Raw genomic sequence first — 15,133 nt, 5'->3', positions numbered from 1 at the left:
CGGCCGGCCTTTTTTCAACCGAACTTTTCTACGCTCGCTATCCACCATGCTGCTGATCCCCGCCATCGACCTCAAAGACGGGCGCTGCGTGCGCCTGCGCCAGGGAGACCTGGACGATGCAACGGTGTTCTCCGAAGACCCGGCCGCCATGGCCTCGCACTGGCTCGCCCAGGGAGCCCGCCGGCTGCATCTGGTCGACTTGAACGGCGCCGTCGCCGGCAAGCCCAAGAACGAAGCCCCCATCAACGCCATCCTGGACGCCGTGGGCGATGACATCCCGGTGCAGATCGGCGGCGGCATCCGCGATCTGGACACCATCGAGCGCTATCTCGATGCCGGCATTTCCTACGTCATCATCGGTACGGCCGCGGTCAAGAACCCCGGCTTCCTGCATGATGCCTGCGGCGCCTTCCCGGGCCAGATCATCGTGGGCCTGGACGCCCGCGACGGCAAGATCGCCACCGACGGCTGGAGCAAGCTCACCCGCCACGACGTGCTCGACCTCGCCAAGAAGTTCGAGGACTACGGCTGCGAGGCCATCATCTACACCGACATCGGCCGCGACGGCATGCTCTCGGGCGTGAACGTCGAAGCCACCGTGCGCCTGGCCCAGCACGTTCGCATCCCCGTCTACGCCTCGGGCGGCATCGCCGGCCTGCCGGACATCGAAGCGCTGTGCGCCGTCGAATCCGAGGGCGTCGAGGGCGCCATCCTGGGCCGCAGCATCTATGAAGGCGCGCTGGACTTCCAGGCGGCCCAGACCCGTGCCGACGAACTGACAAAATGACGCAACCCCAAGGCGCCGCCGGCGCCGGTCTTTCCTCGGCGCTCACGCGCCGCATCATTCCCTGCCTTGACGTCACGGCCGGCCGCGTCGTCAAGGGCGTGAACTTCGTCAACCTCACCGACGCCGGCGATCCGGTGGAGATTGCGCGCCGCTACAACGAGCAGGGCGCCGACGAGCTCACCTTCCTGGACATCACGGCCACCAGCGACGGCCGCGACCTGATACTGCCCATCATCGAGCAGGTGGCCTCCCAGGTCTTCATCCCGCTGACCGTGGGCGGCGGCGTGCGCCAGGTCTCCGATGTCCAGCGCCTGCTCAATGCCGGCGCCGACAAGATCAGCATCAACAGCGCGGCGGTGGCCAATCCCGAGCTGGTGCGCGCCGCGGCCGCCTACCATGGTTCGCAATGCATCGTGGTCGCCATCGATGCGCGGCGCGTCAGCGGCCCGGGCGAGCCGGCCCGCTGGGAAGTCTTCACCCATGGCGGACGCAAGGCCACGGGCCTGGACGCCATTGCCTGGGCGCGGCGCATGGCCGCCTATGGCGCTGGCGAAATCCTGCTCACCAGCATGGACCGCGACGGCACCAAGTCCGGCTTCGATCTCGAACTGACCCGCGCCGTCTCCGACGCCGTGCCCGTGCCGGTGATCGCCTCGGGCGGCGTGGGCAGCCTGGAGCATCTGGCCGAAGGGGTCACCACCGGCCGCGCCAGCGCGGTGCTGGCGGCCAGCATCTTTCACTTCGGCCAGCACACCGTGCGCGAGTGCAAGGAATTCATGGCGCAACGCGGCATAGACGTCAGACTGGATTGATCATGAGCACCGAACCGGATTGGATGGCCGATGTCGTATTCGACGCCGATGGCCTGATTCCCGCCATTGCCCAGGACGCCGAAAACGGCCAGATCCTGATGGTCGCCTGGATGAACCGCGAAGCCCTGGCCGAAACCGCCGCCACCGGGCGCGCGGTCTATTGGTCGCGCTCGCGCAAGAAACTCTGGCGCAAAGGCGAGGAGTCCGGCCATGTGCAGCAAGTGCATGAGCTGCGGCTGGATTGCGACGGCGACGTCATCCTCCTGAAAGTCCACCAAAATGGCGGCATCGCCTGCCATACTGGCCGGGCCAGCTGTTTTTACCGCCGTCTGGACGGCTCCTCCCAGCGCGCCGCCTGGGTGACGGTCGACCCAGTCCTGAAAGACCCTGAGCTGATCTACAAATGAGCCACCCACCCGCCTTCGGCGCCGACGTGCTCGCGCGCGTGGCCGACACCCTGGAGTCCCGCCGCCCCGAAAACGGCGGCGATCCGCAAACCTCCTATGTGGCCAAGCTGCTCGCGAAAGGCCCGGACGCCTTTCTGAAGAAAATCGGCGAAGAAGCCACCGAGCTGGTCATGGCCGCCAAGGACGGCCAGGCCGAGCGCATCGTCAGCGAAACCGCCGACCTCTGGTTTCATTGCCTGGTGACGCTGGCTCACTACCATCTGCGCCCCGAAGACGTGCTGGCCGAACTGGCGCGCCGCGAAGGGCTGTCGGGCCTCGAAGAAAAAGCCCGCCGTCCCGCCGACTGAGAACCGTATGAGCGAAAACTGTATCTTCTGCAAAATCGCGCAAGGCGACATCCCGGCCAAGAAGGTCTACGAAGACGATGAATTCGTCGTCTTCCACGACATCAACCCGGCCGCGCCCGTCCACCTGCTGCTCATTCCGCGCCGCCATATCGCTTCCATGCAGGACATTACTGCCGAGGATGCGGGCTGGTTGGGTAGAATGATGACACTCGTGCCTCGCCTGGCCCAGGAGAACGGCTGCAATCCCGGTCCGGAAGGCGGCTTCCGTCTGCTGGCCAACTCCGGCGCCGAGGGTGGCCAGGAAGTTCCGCATCTGCATTTCCACATCATTGGCGGTTCGCGTCCCTGGAAAGGCCGCGTAGCCCCCAACGCATAAACACGGAGAGTTGTCATGGGTAGCTTCAGCATCTGGCATTGGTTGATCGTTCTGGTCATCGTCGCCCTCATTTTCGGCACCAAGAAACTGCGCAACATCGGCTCGGACCTGGGCGGCGCGGTCAAGGGTTTCAAGGACGGCATGAAAGAAGCCAATACCGAGAAACCCGAGCAGGTCACCCAGCAGCGCGCCGACGACACCATCGACGTGCAGGCCAAAGAAAAGCACAATTCCTGAGCTCCGGGCGGGCTTGCCGCCCGCCCGATCTAACCTAGCGGCAGACGCATGTTTGATGTCAGCTTCACGGAACTGATCGTAATCGGCGTCGTGGCGCTGATTGTGCTCGGCCCCGAACGCCTTCCCAAAGTCGCCCGCACCGTCGGCCACCTGCTTGGCCGCGCGCAGCGTTACGTCAACGACGTCAAATCCGATATCCAGCGCGAGATCGAACTTGACGAGCTGCGCAAGTTCAAGCAGCAGATGGACAGCACCGCGCAGGACGTGAACCAGTCCCTGCAGCAGGCCACCGAATCCCTGCGCTCGACCGGCGACACGCTGCGCGCCGAGCTGGACGACACGGCCCGCGCGGTCAACGAAGCCGCGGCCGATATCGAGCGCAGCATCGCGCCGCCGGCCACGCCGGCCCTCGCCACGGAAGACAGGCCGCCAGCCGGCGCGCCGGCCGGCCACGTCGAATCCATCCCGGCCGGCGCGCCCGAAACGCCGCCCGCCGCTCCCAAGACCCCGCCCACCGGTAACGCAACGTGAGTCAGGACACGCAACAGCAAGAAGAAGAGATGCAACAGGAAAGCTTCATGTCGCATCTGGTGGAGCTGCGCTCGCGCCTGCTGAAGGCCGCGGGCTCGGTGCTCGTGGTCTTTCTCGTGCTCTTCGCCTACCCGGGCGCCTCGGCCATCTACGACGTGCTGGCCCAGCCCATGCTGGCCTCGCTGCCGCAGGGCACGCGCATGATCGCCACCGGCGTGATCACGCCCTTCATGGTGCCGGTCAAGGTGACCATGATGGCCGCCTTCATCGTCTCGCTGCCCATCGTGCTCTACCAGGCCTGGGCCTTCGTGGCCCCCGGCCTGTACCGCCACGAGAAGCGCCTGGCCTTGCCGCTCATCCTGTCCAGCACGCTGCTCTTCATACTGGGCATGGCGTTCTGCTATTTCTTCGTGTTCCGCACGGTCTTTCACTTCATCGCGACCTTCGCGCCGCAATCGATCACGCCGGCGCCGGACATCGAGGCCTATCTCAGCTTCGTGATGACCATGTTCCTGGCCTTTGGCATCACCTTCGAAGTGCCCGTGGCCGTGGTGCTGCTGGTCAAGACCGGCCTGGTCGAAGTCGACAAGCTGCGCCAGGCCCGCGGCTATGTCGTGGTCGGCGCCTTCGTGATCGCCGCCATCGTCACGCCGCCTGACGTGGTGAGCCAGTTCATGCTGGCCGTGCCGCTGTGCCTGCTCTACGAGGTCGGCCTGATCTGCGCGCGCATGATCAAGCCGCGCGCAAAGAACGCATCCGATGGCGGCGAACTGACCGAACGCCAATAGCCGCGCCCTCCCATGAAAAACGCCAGGCCCTGCCTGGCGTTTTTCATGCGCGCGGGCCGGTGTTATCTGGGCCGGGCAGGGCGCGTGCCCATGGTGACCTTGATATCCACCGTCTTGCCGGCGCGCAGCACCCGCAGGGTGGCGCCCTGGCCGGGCGTGACCGCGGCGATCTGGCCCAGCAGCGTGACCGTATTGCGCGCCGGCTGCCCGTTGATCGCCTGCACGATGTCGCCCACCCGCAAACCCGCCCGGTCGGCCGGGCCGCCGCGCAGGATGCCGGCGATGATCACGCCCGATGCCGAGGCATCCAGCCGGAAGGCGCGCGCCAGCTCGGGCGTGAGGTCCTGCGGCTCTATGCCCAGCCAGCCGCGGCGCACCTTGCCCGTCTTGACGATCTCGTCCATCACGCGGCGCGCCGCGTCGATGGGGATGGCGAAACCGATGCCCAGCGATCCGCCGGTCTCCGAGTAGATCGCGGTGTTGATGCCGACCAGATTGCCCTGGGCGTCGATGAGGGCGCCGCCCGAATTGCCCGGATTGATGGCCGCATCGGTCTGGATGAAATTCTCGTAGGTGTTGATGCCCAGGCCATTGCGGCCCAGCGCCGAGACTATGCCCTGCGTGGTGGTCTGCCCCACGCCATAGGGATTGCCGATGGCCAGCACCACGTCGCCCACCCGCAGATTGCGGCCTTCGGCGTAACTGGCCACCGGCAGCGGATCCAGCTTGCCCGCCAGCTTGAGCACGGCCAGGTCGGTCTCGGTATCGGCGCCCACGACCTTGGCCGCCGCCTGCCGGCCGTCGGCCAGGGCCACTTCGATGGCGTCGGCCGCCTCCACGACATGGAAGTTCGTCAGCACATAGCCTTGCGCGCTCACGATGACGCCCGAACCCAGGCTGTTGGAGGATTCGCGCCGCGACAGGCCGGGGATCTGGCCGAACAGCTGCCGCAGGGCAGGATCATCCGGCAGGGGCAGCAGCGGCACATCCACGTGCTTGGTGGTGTAGATATTCACCACCGAGGGCGCGGCATGGGCCACGGCCGGCGCGTAGCTGTCCACCGTGGCCTTGGTGGCCGCCTGCTGGCCGGGACCGGCCAGGCGCAGCCAATCGGGCCGCAAGGTGGTGACGACGAATAAAATGGCCAGGCAAACCGTGACAGCCTGAGCGAAGATCAGCCAAAGGCGACGCATATTTTCCACAGGACGGACAATGAAGAAAGTCGACATCCGCGCGCTCACGGCCTGGCTGGACGCCACGCTGCAAGCCGCGCGATTCAAGGACTATGCCCCCAACGGCCTGCAGGTCGAGGGCAAGGCCGAAGTAGGGCACATTATCACCGGCGTGACCGCGTCCGAAGCGCTTTTGCGCGCCGCCATCGACCGCGGCGCGGACGCGGTGCTGGTGCACCACGGCTGGTTCTGGCGCAACGAAGACCCGCGCGTGCTGGGCCCGCGCCGCCGGCGCCTGGCGCTGGCGCTGGCGCACGACCTCAACCTGATCGGCTACCACCTGCCGCTGGATGCGCATCCCACGCTGGGCAACAACGCCCAACTGGCCCGCGTGCTGGGCCTGGAGCCCGCGCGCGATGCCGAAGGCGCGCCGCTGACCTGTGGCAGGGATGGCCTGATCTGGCTGGGCACGGCGCCCGGCGTGGCCACGCTGGGCGGCCTGGCCGCGCAGATCGGCCAGCGCCTGGGCCGCCAGCCCTTGTGGGTGGGCGAGCCCGATGCACCGGTGGGCCGCATCGCCTGGTGCACCGGCGGCGCCCAAGGCATGATGGCCGAAGCCGTCGATGCCGGCGCCACCGTCTATCTCACCGGCGAAGCCTCGGAACCCAACACCCACCTGGCGCGCGAGACGGGCGTGGGTTTCATCAGCGCGGGCCATCACGCCACCGAACGCTATGGCGTGCAAGCCCTGGGCGCCGCGGTGGCGGCACAGTTCGGCATCAAGGTCGAATTCGTCGATATCGACAATCCGGTCTGATGCCGAGGCGTCACTTCTTGAGCGAATCGCGGATTTCGCGCAGCAGGACGACGTCTTCGGGCGTCTCCGGCGCGGCCGCTTCTTCGGGCCGGCGCGCGCGGTTGATGACCTTGACCATCCAGAAGATGACGAAGGCCAGCAGCACGAAGTTGATCAGGATGGTGAGGAAATTGCCCCAGGCCAGGACATTGGCGCCGGCCTTGCTCAGATCGGCATAAGTCATGGGGCCCGTGTAGTCCTTGGGCATGGACAGCACGAGGAATTTATTGGTGAAATCCACCGACCCGCCCAGGACGAAATTCACCAGGGGCATGACGAGGTCCTTGACGATGGAATCGACGATCTTGCCGAACGCCGCGCCGATGATGACACCCACCGCGAGATCAATGGCGTTGCCCTTGACGGCGAAATCGCGGAATTCCTTGAGAAACCCAGTGGCTTTGCTCATGCGTGTTCCCTTCCCTAATAACAACACACCCGATGGTGGGCTAGGACTATAATACGCGGTTGCTATGCTGTCTGTTACATCTTCCCGCTAAACGGATGCCGCGAGACTGATCCTAAAGCAGTCCTTGCGCACCAACAAGGATAGGAAATGAGTGAGGATATGCTGGTGCAGGACGAAGACGCTGCGGTGGACCCCAAGCTGCCGCCCGATCCATCAAGACGTTTCTGGGTAACCACCGCCTGTGCGATGGGCGGCGTGGCCGGCGTGGCGACCGCCGTCCCGTTTGTAAGTACCTTTGCTCCGTCGGCCAAGGCCCGCGCCGCGGGCGCGCCGGTCGAGGTCGATATCGCCGATCTGGCGCCCGGCCAGATGCGCACCGTCGAGTGGCGCGGCAAGCCCGTGTGGATCATGCGCCGCACGGATGAACAACTCAAAGGCATCAAGTCGCAAGACAGCCTGGTTGCCGACCCCGAATCCAACCGCCCCGGGTTTACCCCGGCCTACGCCAAGAACGACTACCGTTCACGCAAACCCGACCTGTTTGTCTGCGTCGGCATCTGCACGCATCTAGGGTGTTCTCCCACCGCCCACTTCGAAACCGGTTCCGCCGCGGGCATGCCCGCGAATTGGCAGGGAGGCTTTCTGTGCCCTTGCCACGGCTCCACCTTCGATCTGGCCGGACGGGTCTACAAGAACAAACCCGCCCCCGACAATCTCGAAGTTCCGCCGTATCAGTATTTGTCTGATGCCCGCATCATTGTGGGCGTCGACGAAGACAACAAGGCCTGATCGCCTCCGCCCCCAAGGGAGGAGAGACCGGGCTGTTTGCGGCAGCAAATACGCCACGTATAAGAGAAGAGAGAAGGAGCCGTTAGATGGCTGGCGAGAAAACCGTCGAAACGACAGGCCTGCTGGGCTGGCTGGACCGACGCTTCCCGGTGACGTCCACCTGGAAGGCGCATCTGTCCGAGTATTACGCGCCCAAGAATTTCAACTTCTGGTATTTCTTCGGATCACTGGCCCTGTTGGTGCTGGTCATCCAGATCGTGACCGGCATCTTCCTGGTCATGCACTACAAGCCGGACGCCGACAAGGCCTTCCAGTCCGTCGAATACATCATGCGCGAAGTCCCATGGGGCTGGCTGGTGCGATACATGCACTCGACCGGCGCCTCGATGTTCTTCGTGGTGGTCTATCTGCACATGCTGCGCGGGCTGTTCTACGGCTCCTACCGCAAGCCGCGCGAACTGGTCTGGATCTTCGGCGTGGCCATCTTCCTGTGCCTGATGGCCGAAGCCTTCTTCGGCTACCTGCTGCCCTGGGGCCAGATGTCCTATTGGGGCGCCCAGGTGATCGTCAATCTGTTCTCGGCCATCCCCTTCATCGGCCCTGAGCTGTCGATCTGGATCCGCGGCGACTATGTCGTGTCCGACGCCACCCTGAACCGCTTCTTCTCCTTCCATGTGATCGCCATCCCGCTGGTGCTCATCGGCCTGGTGGCCGCCCACCTGGTGGCGCTGCACGAAGTCGGCTCCAACAACCCGGACGGCGTGGAAATCAAGGAAGGCCCCAAGGACAAGTACGGCCGCCCGCGCGACGGCATCCCCTTCCATCCCTTCTACACCGTGCATGACATCATGGGCGTGGCCGGCTTCCTGCTGGTGTTCGCGGCCATTGTGTTCTTCGCGCCGGAGATGGGCGGCTACTTCCTGGAGTACAACAACTTCATCCCGGCCGACTCGCTGAAAACGCCGCCGCACATCGCGCCGGTCTGGTACTTCACGCCCTTCTACTCGATGCTGCGCGCCACCACGGATGAGTTCACCTGGGTGCTGGCCGGCGCGGCCGTGCTGGGCGCCATCGCCTTGCTGCTCAAGAGCCAGCTCAAGGGCTTCGCGCGCGTGGCCCTGCCTGTGCTGCTGATCGTCATCGCCGTGCTCCTGCGCACCATCGACGCCAAGTTCTGGGGCGTGGTGGCCATGGGCGGCGCCGTGGTCATCCTGTTCTTCCTGCCCTGGCTGGATCATTCGCCGGTCAAGTCCATCCGCTACCGGCCGACCTGGCACAAGTGGTTCTACGGCATCTTCATCGTCAACTTCCTGGTGTTGGGCTACCTGGGCACGCAGCCGCCCAGCGACGCCTTCAACCTCACGTCGCAGATCGGCACGCTGATCTACCTGGGCTTCTTCTTCCTGATGCCCATCTGGAGCCGTCTGGGCACCTTCAAGCCGGTGCCCGACCGCGTGACCTTCCATCGCCACTGAGCCCACACCTCGAAACGGAACGACCATGATCAAGAAGCTGATGGGTGCCGTAGCGTTGATGCTCTCGTGCACCGCCACCTATGCCGCCGAGGCCGGCTTCCCGCTGGACCGGGCGCCCAACCTGGTCAACGACCTGGCCTCGCTGCAAAACGGCGCCAAGCTGTTCGTGAACTACTGCCTGAACTGCCACAGCGCCAGCTCCATGCGCTACAACAAGCTGCAGGAAATCGGCCTGACCGACAAACAGATCCAGGACAGCCTGCTGTTTAGCGGCGAGAAGGTCGGCGACCTGATGAAGATCGCCATGACGCCGCAGGAAGGCAAGAAGTGGTTCGGCACCACCCCGCCGGACCTCTCGGTCATTGCCCGGGCCAAGTCGGTCAACGCCGGCCCCAGCGGCTCCGACTATATCTACACCTATCTGCGCACCTTCTACCGCGACACCCAGCGCTCCACGGGCTGGAACAATCTGGTTTTCCCCAACGCGGCCATGCCGCACGCGCTCTGGCAGCGCCAGGGACCGCGCGAACTGACCCTGGTTTCCATGCACCAGGTGGAAGCCTCGGATGGCACGAAAAGCTGGGAACGGGTGACAACGTTGTATGATGCACAAGGTTATTCCACAACGAAGGCGGAACCCGTCGCCCATTTCAGTGGCCACGCCGGACCGCCCGAGGCGAAGTTCAAGGCCCTGGATCCGTCGCGCGTGGCCGCTTATGACCGCGACGTCGCCGATCTGACCGCCTTCATGACCTGGATGGCCGAGCCCGTTCAACGTTTCCGCATCCAGCTGGGCGTGGGAGTGATGATCTTCCTGGGCTTGTTCCTGGTGGTCGCCTGGCGCCTGAACGCGGCCTACTGGAAACACGTACGCTAACCTGTAACGCCCCGCCGACATGATCCGACCCTTTTTGGTCGGATCCTCTGCACAGATAGGACCACTCCCTGTCGTTGCCTGGCATTCGGGGCCAGCGCCTGCTATTTTAGAGGGCGCTGGCCTTTCGCTTTTCAATACAAGGACTTACCGCCATGATGGTGCTCTACTCCGGAACCACTTGCCCGTTTTCGCAACGCTGTCGTTTTGTGCTGTTCGAAAAAGGCATGGATTTCGAGATCCGCGACATCGACCTCTATAACAAGCCGGAAGACATCTCCGTCATGAACCCCTACGGCCAGGTGCCCATCCTGGTCGAACGCGATCTCATCCTGTACGAGTCGAATATCATCAACGAGTACATCGACGAACGCTTCCCGCACCCGCAGCTCATGCCGGCCGATCCCGTCATGCGCGCGCGCACCCGCCTGTTCCTCTTCAACTTCGAGAAAGAGCTGTTCGTCCACGTCTCGACGCTGGAAGACCGCAGCGCCAAGCCCGACGACAAGAAGATGGTGCAGGCCCGCCAGGCCATCCGCGACCGCCTGGCCCAGCTCGCCCCCTTGCTGCTGAAGAACAAGTACATGCTGGGCGAAGAGTTCTCCATGCTGGATGTGGCCGTGGCCCCGCTGCTGTGGCGCCTGGACCACTACGGCATCGAACTGCCCAAGAACGCCGCCCCGCTGCAAAAGTACGCCGAGCGCATCTTCTCGCGTCCCGCCTACATCGAAGCGCTGACGCCTTCCGAAAAAGTCATGCGTCGCTGAAACCATGGGTGAAACTTCGACCAAACCCTATCTGATCCGCGCCCTGCACGAATGGTGCACCGATAACGGCTATACGCCCTATCTCACCGTGCAGGTCGACGAGCACACCCTGGTGCCCATGGCCCATGTGCGCGACGGACAGATCACCTTGAACGTCGGCACGCTGGCCACCAACAAGCTGCTCCTGGGCAACGAGTACATCGAGTTCCAGGCGCGCTTTAGCGGCGTGACAGAAAACGTCATGGTGCCGGTGGCCGCCGTCAGCGCCATCTACGCGCGCGAAACGGGCGCCGGCATGGGCTTCGAAGTCCAGCCTTATGAACCGCCCGCGCGCGAAGACGCCCCGGAAGACGGCCCGGCCGCTTCCGGCGGCGAGGCGCCCGCCGCCGCCGACGACGAAGGCGGCGCGGACGCCAAGCGTCCTCACCTCACCATCGTGAAGTAACCCCGGCGCCGAACTTTGTTTACAATGCCGGTCCCTGCGGGATCGCGCATGGCCGGTGTAGCTCAGTTGGTAGAGCAGCTCACTTGTAATGAGAAGGTCGAGGGTTCGATTCCTTTCACCGGCACCAAAAGAATCAACGATCTAAGCCGACTCCCTGCGAGTCGGCTTTTTCGTTTTGTGCAATTTTGGTGCAACTGATACAGCAAAACCACACTGTCTCGAAGGTTCGATTCCTTTCACCCCAATGAACTCAAGGACTTGGCCGTTAGCCAAGTCCTTTTTCTCTGGCGGATCCGGTGTGTCGCGCCGACGGAGATGGACAATGAGAAGGGGAGCAAACTCCTCTCCGCGCCACCCGCAAAATTGCATGCACGAGCCCGATCACACCCCCTCTCCGCATCGCGCCGCCGGCCTGATCTCGGCGCCACGCGCTGGCCGCCAAAGCAAAACGCCCAACCATGAGGTTGGGCGTTTTGCTTTGGGGCATGGCCCTTACTTTCGCGCGGCGGCCAGCGCGGCCTCGATGGCCAGGCCGATGGCCAGGATGCGCCGGTCGGCGCCATTGGAGCCGGCGATCATCAGGCCCACCGGGGCCGTGCCCGGCGCATGGCAGGGCAGCGAGAGCGCGCAGCCATCCAGGAAGTTGATGAGGGTGCAGTTGCGCAGCATGGTGAGGTTCATGCGGGTGAAGGCTTCGTTGGACGCCTCCAGCGGCGCGATGGCCGGCGCGACTTCGGGAACGGTGGGCATGATGAGCGCGTCGTAGTGCGCGATGCGCGCATCCACGCCGGCCACCCAGGTCTCGCGCGCCTCGAGCAGGTCGATGTAGTCGGCCGCCGTCATGTCCTTGCCGCGCAGGATGCGCGCGATCACGCGCGGGTCGTAGCGGTCGCCCTTGCGGGCCAGCAGGCCCCGGTGCCAGGCATAGGCTTCCGAGGCCGTGAATCCGCCCTTGGCGTTGATATCGGCCAGCTGGGCGAATTCGGGCACTTCGATGCGTTCGATCAGCGTGCCCGCGGCCGAGAGCGCCGACAGGGCGGCGTCAAAGGCAGGCCCGACGGTGCCGTCCAGGCCGTCCAGGGCCAGGGTCGTGGGCAGGGCCAGGCGCAAGCCGCGCAATGGCAGGGCGTCGGCCGGCAGGGCGGTATCGTCGGCCAGGATGGCGTCCAGGGTCGCGCAGCAGGCCACGCTGGCCGCCAGCGGGCCGATGGAGTCCAGGCTGGTCGACAGCGGCAGGGCGCCGGCCGTGGACACGCGCCAGGCGCTGGGCTTGAAGCCGGTCAGGCCGCACAAGGCGGAAGGGATGCGCACCGAGCCGCCGGTGTCCGAGCCGATGGCCGCCAGGGCCATGCCGTCGGTGACCGACACGGCGGCCCCCGAGGAGGAGCCGCCCGGGATGCGGCCGGTGGCGCGGTCCCAGGGGTTGCGCGGCGTGCCGTAGTGCGGATTCAGGCCCAGGCCCGAATAGGCGAACTCCGACATATTGGTCTTGCCCACGATGACCGCGCCGGCGGCGACCAGGCGGCGCACCACGTCGGCGTCGGCCGTGGCGGCGGGCTCGTCCTCGCGCGCCACGGAACCGGCCATGGTGGTTTCGCCGCGCACATCGAACAGGTCTTTGATGCTGATGGGCAGCCCGTCGATGGGCGAGCGCTCGATGCCGGCGGCGCGCAGCGCATCGGCGGCGCGGGCCTGCGCGCGCGCGGCCTGCGGATAGACGCGGGTGAAAACCCGGGCGCCTTCGCCGGCGGCGTCCTGGGCGCGCGCCAGCGCGGCCTCGGCCAGTTCCAGCGAGCTGACGCGGCCCGAACGCAGGGCCTCCATTTGTTCATGCAGGGTGGGCAACATTCCGATGGGTCCTCAGGTGGTCAGGCCGTTTGAGCAAGCGTCCCCGGCCGTGTGCACATGATAGCGCCGGCCCGAAGGCAAATGCCGCGGCGCCCGTCCTGCGTGTTTGCGAGGGCTTTTCTTTTGGTGCATAATTGCGCCCCTCTACCTCTTCCCCGATAGCTCAGTCGGTAGAGCGACGGACTGTTAATCCGCAGGTCGCTGGTTCGAGCCCAGCTCGGGGAGCCAAATACCAAGGCCCGCGCATCCCAGCGCGGGCCTTTTCGTTTTCATGCCGCCAGGGCGCGGCGCGGCAGCCGCCAGCGGGCGAACACCATGAGGTTGCCGGCCATCACCAGCGCCAGTCCCAGCAGGCTCACCCAGGTCCAGCGATAGCCCTCGGCATAGGTGGAGATGGACAGGGCCACCACCGGGAACAGCACAGTGCAATAGGCCGCCCGCGAGGGCCCCATGCGGCCCACCAGCGTCAGATAGGCGGTAAAGCCCACGATGGATCCGGGTATGGCCAGATAGAGCAGGGCGCCGGTATAGGCGGCCGATGTGTCGAAGGCAAAGGGCTGCCCGGTGGCCAGGCAGCCCAGCAGCAGAATGGCCGCGCCATAGAGCATGCTGTAGGCATTGCCGCTGGCCGGCGCGATGCCGGCGCGCTGCTGCTTGGAAGACAGCATATTGCCGGTCGAAAAGCACAGCGTGCCCAATAGCGCCAGCCCCAGGCCCATCAGGGTTTCGCGGCTGGCGGGATGGGCGGCCACTTCGGGCCAGAACAGCAAGATGAGACCGGCCAGGCCGAAGGCGCCGCCGGCGATCACGCGCGGCGAGATGGGCGTGCCGAACCAGATGCGGGCATTGATGGCATTCCAGATCGTCGCGGCCGAGAACACCACCGAGACCAGCCCGCTGGGTACCCACATCGTGGCCGCGTAAAAGCAGAGGAAGTTCAGGCAGAACAGGCACAGGCCCTGGCCCAGGCATAGCAGATGGCCCCGGCGGTCCAGGCGCTGCAGCCGCCCCAGCAGCGCCATGGCGCCGAACAGCAGCACCCCGGCCAGGGCGAAGCGGTAGAAAATGGACACGGGGATGGCGACCACCCCCAGCTGCAGTTTGATGGCGATCCAGGTCGTGCCCCAGATGAGCACAGTCAGAAGATAAAGGGCGAGATTCACGGTGCTGTCCTGCGGGCCTGCCAGGCAGGCGACAGACCCAGTGTCCTGGCGGCGCAGGCCGGGCGGTTGCCGAATCTTGCGGTTTTGCCTCGCGCCGGACCGATACGGACATGGCAGGGCGCATCGGGGCCGGGCGCAGGCGGCCCGGATGGCTTAGCATGGAAACATCATGAGCAGCCCCAATGACTTTTCGGTCTACCGCACGCTGTCGGCCTCGAGCGCGACGCTGGAGCGCGCCACGCCGCTGGGCGCGGGGCTGGCGGCCGCGCAATGGCATCGCGGCGGCCATGAGGTGCTCGGCTATGAGGCGCCCGGCCACCACACCCTGTCGCTCTATCTGGAAGGCGGCGAGCAATCGTTCCGCCTGGGCAATAGCGGCTTTGGCGGGGCGGGCAAATTCTGCGTGCTGCCCGATGCGCACCGCTCGCGCTGGAGCATGAATGGGCCGGTGCGTTTTCTGCATCTGTATATCGCGCCCGAGCGCCTGGGCCGCGAGGCCGTGCTGCGCATGGACCGCGAGCCGCGCAGCCTGGAGCTGCGCGACCAGACCTATATCCGCGCGCCCGAGCTGGCCCAGGCCTGCCGCGAGCTGCTGGGCAGCGACTGGAGCGATCCGGCCCAGCGCCTGGCCGCCAGCAGCGCGGCCGAGACGCTGCTGCACCACCTGCTGGCCGGCGGCACGGCGCGACGCCAGGAAAGCGCGCTCAAGGGCGGCCTGGCGCCCGCGGTGCGCCGCCGCGTGCGCGACTACATCGATAGCCACCTGGACGCGCCGCTGAGCCTGGACGAACTGGCCGGCGTGGCCATGCTATCGACCTATCATTTCGCGCGCATGTTCGCCGTTTCCTTCGGCGAGACCCCGCATGCCTGGGTGCAGCGGCGGCGCGTCGAACACGCGCGCCAGCTGCTGGCCGTCAGCCGGCTGGACCTGGCCGGCATCGCCCAGCGCGCCGGCTTCGGCAACGCCAGCCACCTGAGCCGCAGCTTCCGCCAGCTGATCGGCGCCACCCCGGGCGCCTACCGGCGCTACGCCCAGGGCCGCTGACTCCG

General features: G+C 65.7%; 19 protein-coding genes and 2 tRNA genes. 17 read left to right on the top strand and 4 right to left on the bottom strand.

Annotation, left to right across the window (positions count from 1 at the left end):
• Positions 1-46 precede the first annotated feature (46 nt).
• Genes hisA through tatC form a run of 8 tightly spaced genes read left to right on the top strand, consistent with a single transcriptional unit; the run spans position 47 to position 4,285 of the window.
• On the top strand, positions 47-787 hold the full coding sequence (hisA, locus tag L540_RS05110; protein WP_043210530.1) for a 1-(5-phosphoribosyl)-5-[(5-phosphoribosylamino)methylideneamino]imidazole-4-carboxamide isomerase: 741 nt from the start codon (positions 47-49) through the stop codon (positions 785-787).
• A complete protein-coding gene (gene hisF / locus L540_RS05105; RefSeq protein WP_043210532.1) occupies positions 784-1,599 on the top strand; it encodes an imidazole glycerol phosphate synthase subunit HisF in 816 nt (271 codons plus the stop codon). The genes hisA and hisF overlap by 4 nt, the downstream gene beginning before the upstream one ends.
• A gap of 2 nt (positions 1,600-1,601) precedes the next feature.
• A complete protein-coding gene (gene hisI / locus L540_RS05100; RefSeq protein WP_043210534.1) occupies positions 1,602-2,006 on the top strand; it encodes a phosphoribosyl-AMP cyclohydrolase in 405 nt (134 codons plus the stop codon).
• On the top strand, positions 2,003-2,353 hold the full coding sequence (locus L540_RS05095; RefSeq protein ID WP_043210536.1) for a phosphoribosyl-ATP diphosphatase: 351 nt from the start codon (positions 2,003-2,005) through the stop codon (positions 2,351-2,353). The genes hisI and L540_RS05095 overlap by 4 nt, the downstream gene beginning before the upstream one ends.
• Positions 2,354-2,360: 7 nt before the next feature.
• Positions 2,361-2,729 (top strand): histidine triad nucleotide-binding protein, encoded by a 369-nt coding sequence (locus tag L540_RS05090; RefSeq protein WP_043210538.1) that lies wholly within the window; start codon positions 2,361-2,363, stop codon positions 2,727-2,729.
• Positions 2,730-2,744: 15 nt separating this feature from the next.
• On the top strand, positions 2,745-2,966 hold the full coding sequence (gene tatA, locus L540_RS05085; RefSeq protein WP_043210541.1) for a Sec-independent protein translocase subunit TatA: 222 nt from the start codon (positions 2,745-2,747) through the stop codon (positions 2,964-2,966).
• A gap of 48 nt (positions 2,967-3,014) precedes the next feature.
• Positions 3,015-3,497: a Sec-independent protein translocase protein TatB gene (gene tatB, locus L540_RS05080; RefSeq protein WP_043210543.1), complete on the top strand. Its 483-nt coding sequence runs from the start codon at positions 3,015-3,017 to the stop codon at positions 3,495-3,497.
• A complete protein-coding gene (gene tatC, locus L540_RS05075) occupies positions 3,494-4,285 on the top strand; it encodes a twin-arginine translocase subunit TatC (RefSeq protein WP_043210546.1) in 792 nt (263 codons plus the stop codon). Before tatB ends, tatC begins: the two co-directional genes overlap by 4 nt.
• Positions 4,286-4,347: 62 nt before the next feature.
• Here tatC and L540_RS05070 read toward each other — a convergent pair whose 3' ends face one another.
• Entirely contained in the window at positions 4,348-5,478 is a 1,131-nt protein-coding gene (locus tag L540_RS05070) for a trypsin-like peptidase domain-containing protein (RefSeq protein WP_043210549.1), read from the bottom strand.
• A 19-nt stretch (positions 5,479-5,497) separates the two neighbouring features.
• Between L540_RS05070 and L540_RS05065 the strand changes: the two genes are divergently transcribed.
• Positions 5,498-6,274 (top strand): Nif3-like dinuclear metal center hexameric protein, encoded by a 777-nt coding sequence (locus L540_RS05065; RefSeq protein ID WP_043210550.1) that lies wholly within the window; start codon positions 5,498-5,500, stop codon positions 6,272-6,274.
• 10 nt (positions 6,275-6,284) lie between these two features.
• On the opposite strand, the gene mscL is transcribed toward L540_RS05065, so the two are convergent.
• The gene (gene mscL / locus L540_RS05060) at positions 6,285-6,722 is read right to left on the bottom strand and encodes a large conductance mechanosensitive channel protein MscL (protein WP_043210553.1); all 438 of its coding nucleotides are present in this window, start codon (positions 6,720-6,722) and stop codon (positions 6,285-6,287) included.
• A gap of 147 nt (positions 6,723-6,869) precedes the next feature.
• On the opposite strand from mscL, the gene petA reads away from it, so the two are divergent.
• The 6 genes from petA to L540_RS05030 all read left to right on the top strand — a co-directional run bounded on the left by petA (position 6,870) and on the right by L540_RS05030 (position 11,199).
• Complete coding sequence (gene petA / locus L540_RS05055; RefSeq protein WP_043210555.1) at positions 6,870-7,511, top strand: ubiquinol-cytochrome c reductase iron-sulfur subunit; 642 nt, start codon at positions 6,870-6,872, stop codon at positions 7,509-7,511.
• Between the two features lie 86 nt (positions 7,512-7,597).
• Positions 7,598-8,986: a cytochrome b gene (locus L540_RS05050; protein WP_043210557.1), complete on the top strand. Its 1,389-nt coding sequence runs from the start codon at positions 7,598-7,600 to the stop codon at positions 8,984-8,986.
• 25 nt (positions 8,987-9,011) lie between these two features.
• Positions 9,012-9,863 (top strand): cytochrome c1, encoded by an 852-nt coding sequence (locus tag L540_RS05045; protein ID WP_043210559.1) that lies wholly within the window; start codon positions 9,012-9,014, stop codon positions 9,861-9,863.
• Positions 9,864-10,015: 152 nt separating this feature from the next.
• Entirely contained in the window at positions 10,016-10,627 is a 612-nt protein-coding gene (locus L540_RS05040; RefSeq protein WP_043210561.1) for a glutathione S-transferase N-terminal domain-containing protein, read from the top strand.
• A gap of 4 nt (positions 10,628-10,631) precedes the next feature.
• Complete coding sequence (locus tag L540_RS05035; RefSeq protein ID WP_043210563.1) at positions 10,632-11,072, top strand: ClpXP protease specificity-enhancing factor; 441 nt, start codon at positions 10,632-10,634, stop codon at positions 11,070-11,072.
• A gap of 51 nt (positions 11,073-11,123) precedes the next feature.
• Positions 11,124-11,199 (top strand) — tRNA-Thr (locus L540_RS05030).
• Between the two features lie 365 nt (positions 11,200-11,564).
• On the opposite strand, the gene L540_RS05025 is transcribed toward L540_RS05030, so the two are convergent.
• Positions 11,565-12,920, bottom strand: coding sequence for an amidase (locus L540_RS05025; protein WP_043210565.1), 1,356 nt, complete (start codon positions 12,918-12,920; stop codon positions 11,565-11,567).
• A gap of 152 nt (positions 12,921-13,072) precedes the next feature.
• Here L540_RS05025 and L540_RS05020 point away from each other — a divergent pair.
• Positions 13,073-13,148: transfer RNA gene (locus tag L540_RS05020), tRNA-Asn, on the top strand.
• Positions 13,149-13,189: 41 nt separating this feature from the next.
• On the opposite strand, the gene L540_RS05015 is transcribed toward L540_RS05020, so the two are convergent.
• Complete coding sequence (locus L540_RS05015; protein WP_043210566.1) at positions 13,190-14,083, bottom strand: DMT family transporter; 894 nt, start codon at positions 14,081-14,083, stop codon at positions 13,190-13,192.
• 256 nt (positions 14,084-14,339) lie between these two features.
• On the opposite strand from L540_RS05015, the gene L540_RS05010 reads away from it, so the two are divergent.
• A complete protein-coding gene (locus tag L540_RS05010) occupies positions 14,340-15,128 on the top strand; it encodes a helix-turn-helix domain-containing protein (protein WP_043211118.1) in 789 nt (262 codons plus the stop codon).
• Positions 15,129-15,133 lie beyond the last annotated feature (5 nt).

The organism is Bordetella pseudohinzii (genome assembly GCF_000657795.2).
GTDB lineage: Bacteria > Pseudomonadota > Gammaproteobacteria > Burkholderiales > Burkholderiaceae_B > Bordetella > Bordetella pseudohinzii.
Note: the sequence above shows the minus strand (reverse complement) of the source record. Positions and strands in the feature narration are given on the sequence as shown.